Source organism: Erythrobacter litoralis (assembly GCF_001719165.1).
Taxonomy (GTDB): Bacteria; Pseudomonadota; Alphaproteobacteria; order Sphingomonadales; family Sphingomonadaceae; genus Erythrobacter; species Erythrobacter litoralis.
Map to the genome: position 1 here is coordinate 366,727 of NZ_CP017057.1, position 15,130 is coordinate 381,856.

General features: G+C 63.4%; 12 protein-coding genes. 3 read left to right on the forward strand and 9 right to left on the reverse strand.

The features are described from left to right. Positions 1 to 9: 9 nt before the first annotated feature. From groES to Ga0102493_RS15855, 9 genes are all read right to left on the reverse strand, one after another. Positions 10 to 297, reverse strand: a complete 288-nt coding sequence (gene groES, locus Ga0102493_RS01730; RefSeq protein ID WP_034906569.1) for a co-chaperone GroES — start codon at positions 295 to 297, stop codon at positions 10 to 12. Positions 298 to 443: 146 nt separating this feature from the next. Next, complete coding sequence (locus tag Ga0102493_RS01735; protein ID WP_034906572.1) at positions 444 to 1,835, reverse strand: MATE family efflux transporter; 1,392 nt, start codon at positions 1,833 to 1,835, stop codon at positions 444 to 446. 121 nt (positions 1,836 to 1,956) lie between these two features. Continuing rightward, positions 1,957 to 2,334, reverse strand: a complete 378-nt coding sequence (rplL, locus tag Ga0102493_RS01740) for a 50S ribosomal protein L7/L12 (protein WP_034906575.1) — start codon at positions 2,332 to 2,334, stop codon at positions 1,957 to 1,959. An 80-nt stretch (positions 2,335 to 2,414) separates the two neighbouring features. Beyond that, a complete protein-coding gene (gene rplJ / locus Ga0102493_RS01745; RefSeq protein WP_034906577.1) occupies positions 2,415 to 2,930 on the reverse strand; it encodes a 50S ribosomal protein L10 in 516 nt (171 codons plus the stop codon). A 315-nt stretch (positions 2,931 to 3,245) separates the two neighbouring features. Continuing rightward, positions 3,246 to 3,491, reverse strand: a complete 246-nt coding sequence (locus Ga0102493_RS01750) for a hypothetical protein (protein WP_034906578.1) — start codon at positions 3,489 to 3,491, stop codon at positions 3,246 to 3,248. A gap of 66 nt (positions 3,492 to 3,557) precedes the next feature. Further along, positions 3,558 to 3,812 (reverse strand): helix-turn-helix domain-containing protein, encoded by a 255-nt coding sequence (locus Ga0102493_RS01755; protein WP_034906580.1) that lies wholly within the window; start codon positions 3,810 to 3,812, stop codon positions 3,558 to 3,560. Continuing rightward, a complete protein-coding gene (locus tag Ga0102493_RS01760) occupies positions 3,812 to 4,357 on the reverse strand; it encodes a DUF2975 domain-containing protein (RefSeq protein ID WP_034906583.1) in 546 nt (181 codons plus the stop codon). The genes Ga0102493_RS01755 and Ga0102493_RS01760 overlap by 1 nt, the downstream gene beginning before the upstream one ends. A gap of 31 nt (positions 4,358 to 4,388) precedes the next feature. Next, positions 4,389 to 4,535, reverse strand: a complete 147-nt coding sequence (locus tag Ga0102493_RS16085; RefSeq protein WP_161490025.1) for a hypothetical protein — start codon at positions 4,533 to 4,535, stop codon at positions 4,389 to 4,391. A gap of 839 nt (positions 4,536 to 5,374) precedes the next feature. Further along, positions 5,375 to 5,626, reverse strand: a complete 252-nt coding sequence (locus tag Ga0102493_RS15855) for a hypothetical protein (protein WP_150132390.1) — start codon at positions 5,624 to 5,626, stop codon at positions 5,375 to 5,377. 312 nt (positions 5,627 to 5,938) lie between these two features. Between Ga0102493_RS15855 and rpoB the strand changes: the two genes are divergently transcribed. From rpoB to Ga0102493_RS01780, 3 genes are all read left to right on the forward strand, one after another. Beyond that, complete coding sequence (gene rpoB, locus Ga0102493_RS01770; RefSeq protein WP_034906587.1) at positions 5,939 to 10,141, forward strand: DNA-directed RNA polymerase subunit beta; 4,203 nt, start codon at positions 5,939 to 5,941, stop codon at positions 10,139 to 10,141. 64 nt (positions 10,142 to 10,205) lie between these two features. After that, a complete protein-coding gene (gene rpoC, locus Ga0102493_RS01775) occupies positions 10,206 to 14,492 on the forward strand; it encodes a DNA-directed RNA polymerase subunit beta' (RefSeq protein WP_034906590.1) in 4,287 nt (1,428 codons plus the stop codon). A 174-nt stretch (positions 14,493 to 14,666) separates the two neighbouring features. After that, positions 14,667 to 15,107 (forward strand): hypothetical protein, encoded by a 441-nt coding sequence (locus Ga0102493_RS01780; protein ID WP_034906593.1) that lies wholly within the window; start codon positions 14,667 to 14,669, stop codon positions 15,105 to 15,107. The last annotated feature ends 23 nt before the right edge of the window (positions 15,108 to 15,130 follow it).

Sequence of the window (15,130 nt, forward strand, 5' to 3'; positions counted from 1 at the left end):
GTCGGCCGATCAGCCGATAATCCCCATGATGTCGCTTTCCTTCATGATCAGCAGGTCTTCGCCGTCGATCTTGACTTCGGTGCCGGACCACTTGCCGAACAGCACGCGGTCGCCGGCCTTCACATCCATCGGAATGCGGTCGCCATCGTCGTCGCGCGCGCCATCGCCGACGGCGATGATTTCGCCTTCGCTCGGCTTTTCCTGGGCGCTGTCGGGAATGATGATGCCGCCTGCGGTCTTTTGGTCGGCTTCGATGCGACGGACCACAACGCGGTCGTGCAGCGGACGAAATGCCATAGGTAATGACCTTTCTGCTTGGGTTTGCATGACTGTTGGCACTCTCCCCTCGAGAGTGCCAACGCGGCGCATTTGGTTGTGCCGATGCGCAGAGTCAAGCGAGGTTCATGAAAAAAATTCACGCCAGCGCAGGCCGGCGGGTGCATTCACGAGTGTCGCCGGGTCAGGCCAAGCGTTTCGCGCCTGCCCCAGCGCCAGATCAGCAGGACCGCTGCACAGGACAGCCCCGTGGCGAGCCCGACCCACACGCCCCTCTCCCCGAGCGGCGTGAAGAAGCCGAAGAACACGGCCGCTCCGAAACCCGGCACCCAGTAGCTGAAGATCGCTATCCACATCGGGACGCGCGTGTCCTGCAAACCGCGCAGGGCTCCGGCCGCCACCGCCTGTACCCCGTCGACCAGCTGGAACGCCGCGGCCAGAACGAGGAATTGCAGCGCGAAACCGACCAGCGTCGCGTTTTCCGGTTCGGTCGGGTCGACGAAGATCATCAGCAGCGGCTCGGGAACGAAGATCATCAGGCTCGCCGTCACCGTCATGAAGCCGGCCCCGAGTGCGAGTGCGACCCAGCCCGCCCGCGCCACGCCCACGGGATCGCGCGCGCCGAAGAAGTAGCCGACCCGGATGGTGGCCGCCTGTCCCACCCCGAAAGGCACCTGGAATGCGAGCGCGGCGATCTGCAGCGCGACGATGTGCCCCGCGAGCGCGGCCGCACCGAACCGGCCCATAAGGAAGGCCGCCGCGCTGAACACCCCCGCTTCCGCCGTCACGGTGAGGGCGATAGGAGTGCCGATCCGCACGATCTGTCGCAGCCGCGCCCAGTCGGGTTTCCAGAACCGGTAGAAGATGTGGAACCGGGCAAGCGCGGGGTTGAGCAGAACCACCGCGACATAGGCCGCAAGCGTCACCAGCGCGGTGATGATCGTCGCCACCGCCGCCCCGACGAGGCCGAGTTCGGGCGCGCCGAGATTTCCGAAGATGAAGGCGTAGTTCGCGAGCGCATTGACCGGGATGCCGAAGGCGGTGATCGCGGTCGCGACGATCGGCCAGCCCAGCGCCGAGACGTAATTGCGCAGCACGGCGGCGAGCAGCATCGGCACGAGCGAGAAGATGATCACGACATTGTAGCTGTTGGCGAGCGCGATGATCGTGGGTTGCTGGTCCGAAATCCGCATCATCGGGTCGAGCAGAAGGCACAGGCCCATGCCGACAAGCCCGCTCATCACTGCCAGCCAAAACGCCATCCGCGTCGCGCGCCGGACAGGACGGAACGAAGGTGAACGCGCGCCGAGAGCCTCGGCGATGAGCGGCGCCACTGCCCCTGTCAGCGCGGTCATCGCCCATAGGACGAGCCCGAAGACCCCCACCGCCAGCCCCGATGCGGCGAGCTGTTCCTCGCCCAGCCGTGCGATAAACACGACATCGACGATGTAGGTCGCCATCTGCAGCAGGTTGGCGAGCGCGAGCGGCGCGGCGAGCAGGGTCGTCGCGCGTAGTTCGCCTCCCCAGCGGGGCGTATTGAGATGGGCCGTGTGCGCCATGAAGCCGGCCCGGATAGGCGCGGCGCGGCGCCGAGGAAAGCCCAAAGAGTGCAGTCAAACGAAAAAGGGCGGCGCCGTCGCCGGCACCGCCCTTCGTTGATCTGCGAAAGCAGTTCGAAGCTTACTTGAGCTCGACGGTACCGCCGGCGGCTTCGATCTTGCTCTTGATCTCTTCGGCTTCAGCCTTGTTGACGCCTTCCTTGAGCGGCTTCGGCGCGCCCTCGACGAGACCCTTGGCTTCGGTCAGGCCCAGGCCGGTGATGGCGCGGACTTCCTTGATGACCTGGATTTTCTTGCCACCGTCGCCGGTGAGGATAACGTCGAATTCGTCCTTCTCTTCGGCGGGGGCAGCGGCATCGCCGCCACCGGCGGGGCCGGCCACGGCGACGGCAGCGGCGGCGCTCACGCCCCACTCTTCTTCCAGCGCCTTGGCGAGTTCGGCCGCCTCGAGGACGGTCAGCTTCGAAAGTTCTTCAACAAGCTTGGCGATATCGGCCATGATGTTTCACTCCAAATTGTGGCGGGATGCCCTTCATCGGGTCAGCCCCATGATGTTTCGTCTTGTGCGAATAGCGTCTCTTATGCGTCTTCGGTGGCGGCATACGCGCCGAAGACACGGGCAAGCTTGGCTGCGGGCGCATTGACGACCTGGGCGATCTTGGTCGCCGGGGCGTTGATGAGACCCACGATCGTGCCGCGCAGTTCGTCGAGGCTGGGCATCGAGGCAAGCGCCTTGACCCCCGCTTCGTCGAGAACCTGCGTGCCCATCGAACCGCCGACGATTTCCAGCTTGTCGTTCGACTTCGCGAAGTCGACAGCGGCCTTGGCGGCCGCGACCGGGTCTTCCGACCAGGCCAGCGCGGTCGGGCCGGTGAGGAATTCCTCGAGCCCGACATAGTCGGTGTCCTTCAGGGCGAGCTTGGCGAGACGGTTCTTCGCAACCTTGTAGGAAGCACCAGCTTCGCGCATCTTGTTGCGCAGGTCGGTGGACTGGGCCACCGTCATGCCGAGATTGCGGGTGACCACCACCACGCCGACCTCGTTGAAGACCGCATTGAGCTGGGCGACCGCGTCGGTTTTCTGCGAACGATCCATGCCATACTCCTTCACTAATGACCGCGCAGGGATGGCTCCCCGCACGACCGGCTCACATTGGCCCCTGCCGAGAACCGGCAGAGGCTCCCGCGCCGAAAACCGGCACGGGCTGGGTCCGTTGACAAGGGAAGGAGGCGACGCTTTGCGCCGGGATGGCCACCAGTGGAGCGGCGGCCTGAAATCTCGTTTCCCCGTCTAGGCTGGAAATTAAGACCGGCACATTCCGGTCACCAACTGTCTCGGACGGATGCCCGACGCGAAAAGACCCGCCGGACGATGCGGGCCTTTAGCTGGCGGGGTGCGATTGTCAAGCTATCACTCGACCAGGCGGTCGGCTTCCTTCTCGAGTTCGCGCGCCCGCGCATCGAGCCGGTCGGAATGCTCTTCGAAGACCTGCGCCTCCTCTTCCGTCTGGGCCCCCGCCGCCCGTCTTTCGGCAAGATCGGCATGTTCCGAGGTCGCCTCCGCCTGGTCGCTGATCACGTCCGAGGCAGTTTCCTGCGAACAGGCGGCAAGGCCGGTTGAACAGGCGAGGAGGGCAGGGGCGGCAAGGGGTTTCATAGGCAGTCCCTTTTTCCGAATGTCTTGCCCACCCAACGAACCCGGCAGCGGCGCGGTTCCGCAGGTCTAGTCCTCCCCCGCCCGGATCGAGCCCGCATAGGCGAGCAGATCGCCCGGCTGGCAATCGAGTTCCCTGCAGATCGCGGCGAGGGTCGAGAAACGGATTGCCTTCGCCTTGCCCGTCTTGAGGATCGAGAGATTGGCGAGCGTCAGGCCGACCCGTTCGGCCAGTTCGGTCAGCGTCATGCGACGTTCGTGCAGCAGATCGTCGAGCCTGACCATGATCGCGCCTCCTTCGGCACTGTCGGTTGCAGGCGGCATCACACGGTCCCCTCGAGATCTTCGCGCATCGCGGCGCCATGTTTGAACACGCGGGCCAGAATGAACAGGACGATCACCATCAGGATCCCGGTGAAGTCGAAACCGGCATCGATCGTGATGCTCTGGTCCTCGAACTGGTCGGCCCATTTCGCGAGCAGCAGGCCGAGGCCGGCAGCGGGGAGGGCTAGAAGCTGCATCGACAGGAGCAGCCATGCCATGAGGTTGAGCCTCCTTGCATTCTCGGGCGCGAAGGGGTCGCCTTCTCCGACGGTGGCGATGATCGCGCGAAGCTTGCCAAGGAAGACGAAAAGCATCGCCAGCAGGCCGAGCGCGATCGCGATCATGGCGACAATCGGCACCATGGGAAGGCCGCTCGCAGCCTCGCCGAACTCGCTAGCGATCTCGGCATTAATCAAGTCGCCGGCGAAGAGAAGGATGGGAAGGGCAATGAGCAGCGCGGCGGCGCCGATCGTCACGAAGATCTGCATTATGACGGCGAGAATCTGACCTGCGAGCAGCAGCAGGTCGTTGGGTCTATCTTTCATCGGAGGCTCCTAGTCCGGGGCGTCAGGATTTTCAGGCGAGCTCCGGCATCGCCGAAGCTGCGGACGACTGAGCGCTGAGCGGGACCGTCTCAGGGACAAACGTGATCGCACTGATCGACACCAGCGCGAGCGCAAAAGCGGCGCAGGCGGCGAACGGACGGAAGAACTGCTGAGCCATATATCGATCTCCTTGATGGGGCATATTGATCCTCAATAAACCCGAGCTAGTCCTGATCCGGTTTATTGTCAATCAATAATATTGATAAACAATATGAGGTATATCGTGCAGCGAGATGTGGGGTTCGGGCTGGCGCGCGCGCCGTGCGACCGCCTGATCTACCCGATCCCGGCCGCCGGTGGACTTTGGCGTGCACCTCACTCTCGACCTAGGCGGCCAAGCGAAGTTCGGCCCGGACATCCGATGGATCAACGCCATCGACGACACGTTCGACGACAGCCTCAAGCCCGGCTTCGTGGTGCCATACGCACCTATCTGCCTGCCATCCACGAGAGCCAGCTGGTTCCTGACTACACTGGAAGAAGACCGAAATCTCGGGGCCGGCAGAGCCTGCCGCCGATTTTCGCATCGACGGCCTCCGGCGTCATGGTGTCGAGGGGCTGGTGAACCTGTTCGGGATCGAATCGCCCGGGCTGACGTCAAGTCTTGCGATCGCAGACCTTGTAGTCGGGCTCCTCGAATGAGGCCGGGGTCGAATTAAACGAGGCGTGCCGATCTTCGCCCGGCCCGTGTGCCCGAAGCCATTAGATGCTTTAGGGTCGTTGTGGATAACGTAGGTTGGCAGCAAGAGCGCCGGGTGGCATCGTCGCAGGACAAAAGCGGTCGCGATTCGCTCACATTGGTGGAGAGCAATTGATGGCAAAGCTTACCTATCGATCTTCCTCGTCGGATACTTGGACCCATCCCCGGTCGCACCAGGACCCTGAATTGCGGCGACGGAAATTCGGCCCGATCCAGCCCATGGACAAGCCCGGCCTGCTGGCTCGCCTGCTTGGGCTTCAATGATTTGGGTCGGCCTGTTTGCCGCTCTTTTCATCGGTTCGGCTCTGGCGCTCGGCCTCGTTCTTGCATGGGCGTTCCGCGAGCAGGACGAAGACCGTGCCGCCGACCTGGCCCACAGCAAAGTCCTTATCGGTAGAATACGGGCGTGGCTGACCCTTCCGACCGGTCGACTGACCTACCAGCGTGACGAAAAAGGGCGCTACCGAAAGGTGGATCGCTTTTAGTCGAATCTTTCGGCGCACTGCCATGCCGACTTCGCGCCTCGATGATCCCGGAACATCCGGGCGTTGACAGCCGCCACTCACATACCTACTTCGCCACCCTACACGCCAGCTTCGAGCGAAACCGATTCATGCGCGGGAATCGGTTCAGGAATGGAAGCGGCGCCCGGCCATATTCGCGACGCTTCGAAGTGCTGCAGCCGACGGTCCCGCAGGGGCCCTCATGGTGTGCGGCGTTTTCTCGTCCTTCATGGCTGCTGATTCGCGTGACGCAGCGATATCCATTTGGCGTGCGGGCAACTCTGTCCCGCGCGCAACGGCAGGAAGGCAATAAGCTTCATGGCAACCAAGGCGAAGGCTCCTACCACGAGCAAAAACCTCTCCCGCAAGGCGCAGGGCACCGCGAAGAAGCGGATCCGAAAGATTTTCGGCGACATTCACGAAGTCGTCGACATGCCCAACCTGATCGAGGTCCAGCGCGAGAGCTACGAGTTCTTCCTGCGCTCCGATCCTTCGGTGGGCTACGTCTCCGGCCTTGAAAAGACCCTGCGCAGCGTGTTCCCGATCCGCGACTTCGCCGGAACGGCCGAACTCGATTTCGTCCATTACGAGCTCGAAGAGCCCAAGTACGACACGACCGAATGTCGGCAGCGCGGCATCACCTATGCCGCCCCGATGAAGGTGACGCTGCGTCTGATCGTGTTCGAAGTGGACCAGGAAACCGAAACCCGCTCCGTGCTCGATATCAAGGAGCAGGACGTCTACATGGGCGACATGCCGCTCATGACCGAGAACGGCACCTTCATCATCAACGGCACCGAGCGCGTGATCGTCTCGCAGATGCACCGTTCGCCCGGCGTGCTGTTCGACCATGACCGCGGCAAGACCCATTCCTCGGGCAAGCTGCTGTTCGCTGCGCGGGTCATTCCCTATCGCGGCTCGTGGCTCGATTTCGAATTCGACGCCAAGGACATCGTGAACGTCCGCATCGACCGCAAGCGCAAGCTGCCGGTGACCGCGCTCCTTTATGCGCTCGGCCTCGATGCCGAGGACATCCTGCACCACTTCTACGACACGGTCGTCTGGGAGCGGGCCAAGGAAGGCTGGAGGATTCCCTTCAACCCCGAACTCTGGCGCAACCAGAAGCCCGCCTTCGCGCTTGTCGATGCGAAGACCGGCGAGGAAGTCTTCGCCGCTGGCCAGAAGATCAGCCCTCGCGCTGCCAACAAGGCGGCGAAGGACGGTCTGAGCGAACTGCTCCTGCCGACCGAAGAGGTCGTCAGCCGCTATGCCGCGCGCGACATGATCGACGAGTCCACAGGCCGCATCTACATCGAGGCGGGCGACGAGGTGACGCTCGAGCATGTCGAGGCTCTCGACAATGCCGGGATCGACCGGCTCGAACTGCTCGACATCGACGAAATCAACACCGGCCCCTGGATCCGCAACACGCTCAAGGCGGACAAGGCCGAAAACCGGGAAGAGGGCCTCGAGGCGATCTACAAGGTCATGCGCCCGGGCGAACCGCCGACCAAGGAAACCGCCGAAGCCCTGTTCGAAGGCCTGTTCTTCGATGGCGAGCGCTATGACCTCTCGGCCGTGGGCCGCGTCAAGCTCAACATGCGTCTCGGCCTCGATGCCGAGGACACGGTCACGACCCTGCGCAAGGAAGACATCCTTGCGGTGGTCAAGGAACTGGTCGGCCTCAAAGACGGCAAGGGCGAAGTCGACGACATCGACAACCTCGGCAACCGCCGTGTGCGTTCGGTCGGCGAGCTGCTCGAAAACCAGTACCGCGTCGGCCTTCTGCGCATGGAACGCGCCGTCAAGGAGCGCATGAGTTCGGTCGACGTCAGCACGGTGATGCCGAACGATCTTATCAACGCTAAGCCCGCTGTCGCAGCGGTGCGCGAGTTCTTCGGCTCCTCGCAGCTTTCGCAGTTCATGGACCAGACCAACCCGCTTTCCGAAGTCACCCATAAGCGCCGCGTTTCCGCGCTCGGTCCGGGCGGCCTCACGCGTGAGCGCGCGGGCTTCGAAGTGCGCGACGTCCACCCGACGCACTACGGCCGCATCTGTCCGATCGAGACACCGGAAGGCCCGAACATCGGCCTCATCAACTCGCTGGCGAGCTTCAGCCGGGTCAACAAGTACGGCTTCATCGAGACGCCCTATCGCAAGGTCGAGGGCGGCAAGGTGACGAGCGAGGTCATCTACCTCTCCGCGATGGAGGAGCAGAAGCACACGGTCGCGCAGGCATCCGCCGAACTGAACGACGACGGCAGCTTCGTCGAGGAGCTGGTCTCCGCTCGCCATGCGGGCGACAACCTAATGGCCCCGCGCGAGCAAGTGACGCTGATGGACGTGTCGCCCAAGCAGCTCGTCTCGGTCGCGGCTTCGCTCATCCCGTTCCTCGAGAACGATGACGCCAACCGCGCGCTGATGGGCTCGAACATGCAGCGCCAGGCGGTGCCGCTGGTCAAGGCCGAGGCGCCGTGGGTCGGCACGGGCATGGAAGAGACCGTGGCGCGCGATTCGGGGGCCGCGATCGCTGCGAAGCGCGGCGGGATCGTCGACCAGGTCGACGCGACCCGTATCGTGATCCGCGCGATCGGCGATGTCGAACCCGGCCAGTCGGGCGTCGACATCTACACCCTGCAGAAGTTCCAGCGTTCGAACCAGAACACCTGCATCAACCAGCGTCCGCTGGTGAAGGTGGGTGAGACGATCGAGGCCGGCGACATCATCGCCGACGGTCCTTCGACCGATCTCGGCGAGCTGGCGCTGGGCAAGAACAGCCTCGTCGCGTTCATGCCCTGGAACGGCTACAACTACGAGGACTCGATCCTGATCTCCGAACGCATCGTGAAGGACGACGTGTTCACCTCGATCCATATCGAGGAATTCGAGGTCATGGCCCGCGATACCAAGCTCGGGCCGGAGGACATCACCCGCGACATTCCGAACGTCGGCGAGGAAGCGCTGCGCAACCTCGACGAGGCAGGCATCGTCTACATCGGAGCCGAAGTGCATCCGGGCGACATCCTCGTCGGAAAGATCACGCCCAAGGGCGAAAGCCCGATGACGCCGGAGGAAAAGCTCCTGCGCGCGATCTTCGGCGAGAAGGCGTCGGACGTGCGCGACACCTCGCTGCGCCTGCCGCCAGGCGTGGCCGGCACGGTGGTCGAGGTCCGGGTGTTCAACCGTCACGGCATCGAGATCGATGACCGTACCCGCGCGATCCAGAACGAGGAGATCGAGCGCCTGCGCAAGGACGCCGCGGACGAACGCAACATCCTCAACCGCGCTACCTACAACCGCCTGCGCGACATGCTGCTCGGCCAGACCGCTTCGGCAGCGCCGAAGGGCGTGAAGAAGGGCATCGAGATCAGCGAGCAGGTGCTGCACGATGTCGAGAAGCACGAGTGGTTCAAGTTCGCGGTCGCGGACGACAATCGCCAGGCCCAGATCGAAGCGGTGAAGTCGCAATATGACGAGGCCGTCGGCCTGATCGACGCCAAGTTCGAGGACCGCAAGGAAAAGCTCGAACGCGGTGATGAACTCGCGCCCGGCGTGCTCAAGATGGTCAAGGTCTTCGTCGCGGTGAAGCGCAAGCTGCAGCCGGGCGACAAGATGGCCGGCCGTCATGGGAACAAGGGCGTTATCAGCCGGATCCTGCCGGTCGAGGACATGCCCTTCCTCGAGGACGGGACGCCGGTCGACCTCGTGCTGAACCCGCTGGGCGTGCCTTCGCGCATGAATGTCGGCCAGATCTTCGAGACGCATCTCGGATTCGCCGCGCGCGGGCTCGGCATGCGGGTCAAGGATGAGCTCGAGAAGTGGCGCACGGAAAATCCGAACGCCGAGGAAGACTACGCGAATGCCAAGCCTCCGCAGGCGGTCATCGACCGGCTCAAGGATGCCTATGGCGATTCTTACGTCGAGGATATCGAGAGCCGTTCGGTCGAACAGATCGTCGAACTTGCAAGCAACGTGACCGCGGGCGTGCCGATGGGAACCCCCGTGTTCGATGGCGCGCGTGAACCGGACGTGTCGGAGATGCTGATCAAGGCGGGGATCGACAGCTCGGGCCAGTCGGTGCTCTATGACGGGCGCACTGGCGAGGCGTTCGACCGGAAGGTGACCGTCGGCATCATCTACATGCTGAAGCTGCACCACCTCGTCGACGACAAGATTCACGCGCGTTCGATCGGCCCCTATTCGCTCGTCACCCAGCAGCCGTTGGGCGGGAAGGCGCAGTTCGGCGGCCAGCGTTTCGGCGAAATGGAGGTCTGGGCGCTGCAGGCTTACGGCGCTGCCTACACCCTGCAGGAAATGCTGACGGTGAAGTCCGACGACGTGGTCGGCCGCACCAAGGTCTACGAAGCGATCGTCAAGGGCGACGACACCTTCGAGGCTGGCATTCCCGAGAGCTTCAACGTGCTCGTCAAGGAAATGCGCTCGCTAGGCCTCAATGTCGAACTCAAGTCGCTGACCGACGAGGACGACGACGACGGCGATATGCTGGAGGCGGCGGAATAGGGGAGCGGGCCAGCCGGCCCCTCCTTCCCGCCCTCGAAAATTCATCCCTTAAGGGAACACAGTCATGAATGAACTGACCAAATTCACCAACCAGCTCGCGAAGCCGGAAACCTTCGACCAGATCCAGATCGGCATCGCTTCGCCTGAGCGCATCCGCAGCTGGTCGTTCGGCGAGATCAAGAAGCCGGAAACCATCAACTACCGCACGTTCAAGCCCGAGCGTGACGGGTTGTTCTGCGCGCGCATCTTCGGCCCGGTGAAGGACTACGAGTGCCTGTGCGGCAAGTACAAGCGCATGAAATACAAGGGCGTCGTCTGCGAAAAGTGCGGCGTCGAAGTCACCGTCACCAAGGTCCGCCGTGAGCGCATGGGCCACATCGAACTGGCCGCGCCGGTCGCGCATATCTGGTTCCTGAAGTCGCTGCCGAGCCGCATCGGCCTGCTGCTCGACATGCAGTTGAAGCAGCTCGAGCGCGTGCTCTATTTCGAAAGCTATGTCGTGGTCGAGCCGGGCCTCACCCCGCTTGAGAAGTTCCAGCTTCTGACCGAGGACGAGCTGCTCGAGGCGCAGGACGAATATGGCGAGGACGCTTTCTCGGCCAATATCGGCGCCGAGGCGGTCAAGACCATGCTGATGGATCTCGACCTTGAACAGGAGCGCGAGGATCTTCTGGAAGAACTCGCCACAACCAAGTCGGCACTCAAGCCTAAGAAGATCATCAAGCGGCTCAAGGTCGTCGAGAGCTTCATCGAATCGGGCAACCGTCCCGAATGGATGATCCTCGAAGTGATCCCGGTCATTCCGCCGGAACTGCGCCCGCTCGTCCCGCTCGACGGTGGCCGTTTCGCGACCTCGGACCTCAATGATCTCTATCGCCGCGTGATCAACCGCAACAACCGCCTGAAGCGCCTGATCGAACTGCGCGCGCCCGACATCATCGTGCGCAACGAAAAGCGCATGCTGCAGGAAGCGGTCGACGCGCTGTTCGACAACGGCCGCCGCGGCCGGGTCATCACCGGCGCCAACAAGCGTCCGCTCAAGTCGCTGTCCGACATGCTCAAGGGCAAGCAGGGCCGGTTCCGCCAGAACCTGCTCGGCAAGCGTGTCGATTATTCGGGCCGTTCGGTCATCGTTACCGGGCCGGAACTCAAGCTGCACCAGTGCGGCCTGCCCAAGAAGATGGCGCTCGAACTGTTCAAGCCGTTCATCTACGCCCGCCTTGATGCCAAGGGTCTGTCGATGACCCTCAAGCAGGCGAAGAAGTGGGTCGAGAAGGAGCGCAAGGAAGTCTGGGACATCCTCGACGAGGTGATCCGCGAACACCCCGTGCTCCTGAACCGCGCGCCGACGCTCCACCGCCTCGGCATCCAGGCGTTCGAACCCGTGCTGATCGAGGGTAAGGCGATCCAGCTTCACCCGCTCGTCTGCTCGGCGTTCAATGCGGACTTCGACGGCGACCAGATGGCGGTCCACGTGCCGCTTTCGCTGGAGGCCCAGCTCGAGGCGCGCGTACTCATGATGAGCACCAACAACATCCTCTCGCCCGCCAATGGCAAGCCTATCATCGTGCCCTCGCAGGACATGGTGCTGGGGCTCTATTACCTGTCGATGGAACGGCAGGAGAAGACGCCCGAATTCATCGAGGAAGAGGACGGGTCGAAGATAGAGAAGCTGCCGCGCTTCTCTGACATGGCCGAAGTGCACCAGGCGCTCGAGGTCAAGTCGGTGACGCTGCACACCCGTATCCTCGCCCGCGTGCCGCAGGCTGACGAGAACGGCAACGTGGTGATGAAGCGTTTCGTCACGACCCCCGGCCGGATGCTGATCGGCGAATGCCTGCCGAAGAACTACAAGGTTCCCTTCGACATCATCAACCGGCTGCTGACCAAGCGCGAGATCGGTGACGTGATCGACCAAGTCTATCGTCACACCGGCCAGAAGGACACGGTGCTGTTCGCCGACGCGATCATGAGCCTTGGCTTCCGCCACGCGTTCAAGGCGGGGATCAGCTTCGGCAAGGACGACATGATCATCCCCGAAGCGAAGGTGAAGCTGGTCGAGGAGACCAAGGATCTCGTCGCGGGCTACGAACAGCAGTACCAGGACGGCCTCATCACCCAGCAGGAAAAATACAACAAGGTGATCGACGCCTGGAGCCGCTGCGGCGACCAGGTGGCAGAGGCAATGATGGCGCGGATCAAGGCCCAGCCGATCGACGAGGACGGGCGCGAGGCCGAGATCAATTCGATCTACATGATGAGCCACTCGGGCGCGCGCGGTTCGCCCGCCCAGATGAAGCAGCTCGCCGGGATGCGCGGCCTCATGGCCAAGCCGTCGGGCGAGATCATCGAGAACCCGATCATCTCGAACTTCAAGGAAGGTCTCAACGTCCTTGAATACTTCAACTCGACCCACGGTGCCCGCAAGGGTCTTGCGGACACGGCGCTCAAGACGGCGAACTCGGGCTACCTGACCCGCCGCCTCGTTGACGTGTCGCAGGACTGCACGATCGTGGAGACCGACTGCAAGACCGAGAACGCGCTCGAGATGCGCGCGATCGTCCAGGGCGGCAGCGTGATCGCCTCGCTCGGCGAGCGCATCCTCGGCCGCACCGTCGCAGAGGACATCCTCAACGCCGCCACCGGCGAAGTGATCGTCAAGGCCGGCACGCTCATCGACGAGCCGATGGTCAAGGACATCGAGGCCGCCGAAGTGCAGTCGGCCAAGATCCGTTCGCCGCTGGTCTGCGAAGCGGAGCAGGGCGTGTGCGCGACCTGTTACGGGCGCGACCTTGCCCGCGGCACGCCGGTCAATATCGGCGAAGCGGTAGGCGTGATCGCGGCGCAGTCGATCGGCGAACCGGGCACGCAGCTGACCATGCGGACCTTCCACATCGGCGGCGCGGCGCAGCTCAACGAGACGAGCCATCTCGAGGCGATCTCGGACGGCCGCATCGAACTGCGCGACATGCCGACCATCACCGACAAGAAGGGTCGCATCCTCAGCCTTGCACGTAATGGCGAGATCGCCGTGATCGACGCCGAAGGGCGCGAGCGTGAAATGCACAAGGTGCCTTACGGGACCGTGCTGCACTTCAAGCATGGCGAAAAGGTCAAGGTGGGCGACCGTCTGGCCGAGTGGGACCCGTTCACCCTGCCGATCATCACCGAATATTCGGGCGTGGTCCATTACAAGGACCTGATCGAGGGGACGACGCTCGAGGAGCAGACCGACGACGCGACCGGCATCGCCCAGCGCGTGGTCACAGAGAACCGGGCGACCGGACGCAAGAAGAAGGAAGATCTTCGCCCGCGCCTGACCCTGCTCGGCGAAGGCCAGACCGACGATGGCGAGACCGAGGCGCAGCGTTACATGCTGGCCCCGGGCACGACGCTTTCGGTCGAGGACGGCCAGACGGTCGAGGCGGGCGACATCCTCGCCCGTGCGAGCCGCGAGGCTGCCAAGACGCGCGACATCACCGGCGGTCTGCCGCGGGTGGCTGAGCTGTTCGAGGCGCGCCTGCCCAAGGACAACGCGATCATCGCCAAGATTTCGGGCAAGATCGAATTCGTCCGCGAATACAAGGCCAAGCGCAAGATCGCGATCATCCCGGAAGAGGGCGATCCGGTGGAATACCTGATCCCCAAGACCAAGGTGATCGACGTGCAGGAAGGCGACTTCGTGAAGAAGGGGGATACCTTGATTTCCGGTTCGCCCAACCCGCATGACATCCTGGAAGTGCTCGGCGTCGAGGCGCTGGCCGAATATCTCGTCAACGAGATCCAGGAGGTCTATCGACTGCAGGGTGTGAAGATCAACGACAAGCACATCGAGGTGATCGTTCGCCAGATGCTGCAGAAGGTCGAGATCACCGACGGCGGCGACACGACACTGCTGCCGGGCGAACAGGTCGACCTTGCCGAGATGCTCGAGATCAACGGCAGGCTTCCCAAGGGCAAGCAGCCCGCAGAAGGCAAGCCGGTCCTGCTCGGCATCACCAAAGCGTCGCTGCAGACCCGCAGCTTCATCTCGGCGGCCTCCTTCCAGGAGACGACCCGCGTGCTTACCCAGGCTTCGGTCGAGGGCAAGAAGGACACGCTGATCGGGCTCAAGGAGAACGTGATCGTGGGCCGTCTCATCCCCGCCGGCACCGGCGCGGCGATGAACCGGATGCGCGTCACCGCATCCAGCCGCGATGCCGCGCTCAAGGCGCAATGGAAGAAGCAGCAGGAAGCGCTCGCCGCGGCCAATGCGGTCGAGCAAGAGCCCGAGGCCGATGCGGTTCCCTCCGAGGAAGCGATGAAGGCCGCGATGGGCGGCGGCAATGCGGAGGCTTCCACGGAAGAGTAATATCCGCGGCAGGCGGCTGGGATCAGCGCTTCGCCCCGAATGAACGACCCCGCCGGAGGCCTTGCGCTTCCGGCGGGGTTTTTCTTGGATGAACCGAAAGCTTCGAATCTTTGAGATTGCAAATCACTCGCAACAGTGCGACTAGAGTGAGGTCGAAGCCACAGAGAGAGAATCATGAACCAGCACCGCACGCCAGGCTCCCGTACTCGCTCCCTCGTCGCAGAACTCGCGAAGCCGTCCCGGCTCGAGGCGCAGGGGCCCTTAGCAGCGCGCTTCATCTACTCTCTCCGACTGATCGCGGCCCATGAACGGGTATCGCGAGATCCGGTCCCTGAACTCACCTTGCGTCTGGGCGGGGTCGAGATCGCCGCCAAGGCACTCTTCCTGTCCCAGGCCATCGCATCATGCTGGCCTGAAAACGTCCACGTATCGCGCTTCTGCTGCTGCCACCTGACCCATGACGAGGCGACGATCGGCGCCATGCTCGACGCGGCAGCCTGTGGCAGTCGCGCCGATTTCGAGGCAAGCATAGCGGGCCTCGTGCGACCCGACCGGATCGAGCGGCTCTGGGACGGCGCGCTCGCTCTCCTGACGGCGGAAATGCGGGCCGCCTGAGAGCCGAAGCGGGCGCGCGCAAG

Coding starts and splice junctions, on each gene's coding strand:
- groES (WP_034906569.1), bottom strand. CDS start 297: ATGGCATTTCGTCCGCTGCACGACCGCGTTGTGGTCCGTCGCATCGAA.
- Ga0102493_RS01735 (WP_034906572.1), bottom strand. CDS start 1,835: ATGGCGCACACGGCCCATCTCAATACGCCCCGCTGGGGAGGCGAACTA.
- rplL (WP_034906575.1), bottom strand. CDS start 2,334: ATGGCCGATATCGCCAAGCTTGTTGAAGAACTTTCGAAGCTGACCGTC.
- rplJ (WP_034906577.1), bottom strand. CDS start 2,930: ATGGATCGTTCGCAGAAAACCGACGCGGTCGCCCAGCTCAATGCGGTC.
- Ga0102493_RS01750 (WP_034906578.1), bottom strand. CDS start 3,491: ATGAAACCCCTTGCCGCCCCTGCCCTCCTCGCCTGTTCAACCGGCCTT.
- Ga0102493_RS01755 (WP_034906580.1), bottom strand. CDS start 3,812: ATGCCGCCTGCAACCGACAGTGCCGAAGGAGGCGCGATCATGGTCAGG.
- Ga0102493_RS01760 (WP_034906583.1), bottom strand. CDS start 4,357: ATGAAAGATAGACCCAACGACCTGCTGCTGCTCGCAGGTCAGATTCTC.
- Ga0102493_RS16085 (WP_161490025.1), bottom strand. CDS start 4,535: ATGGCTCAGCAGTTCTTCCGTCCGTTCGCCGCCTGCGCCGCTTTTGCG.
- Ga0102493_RS15855 (WP_150132390.1), bottom strand. CDS start 5,626: ATGGCAGTGCGCCGAAAGATTCGACTAAAAGCGATCCACCTTTCGGTA.
- rpoB (WP_034906587.1), top strand. CDS start 5,939: ATGGCAACCAAGGCGAAGGCTCCTACCACGAGCAAAAACCTCTCCCGC.
- rpoC (WP_034906590.1), top strand. CDS start 10,206: ATGAATGAACTGACCAAATTCACCAACCAGCTCGCGAAGCCGGAAACC.
- Ga0102493_RS01780 (WP_034906593.1), top strand. CDS start 14,667: ATGAACCAGCACCGCACGCCAGGCTCCCGTACTCGCTCCCTCGTCGCA.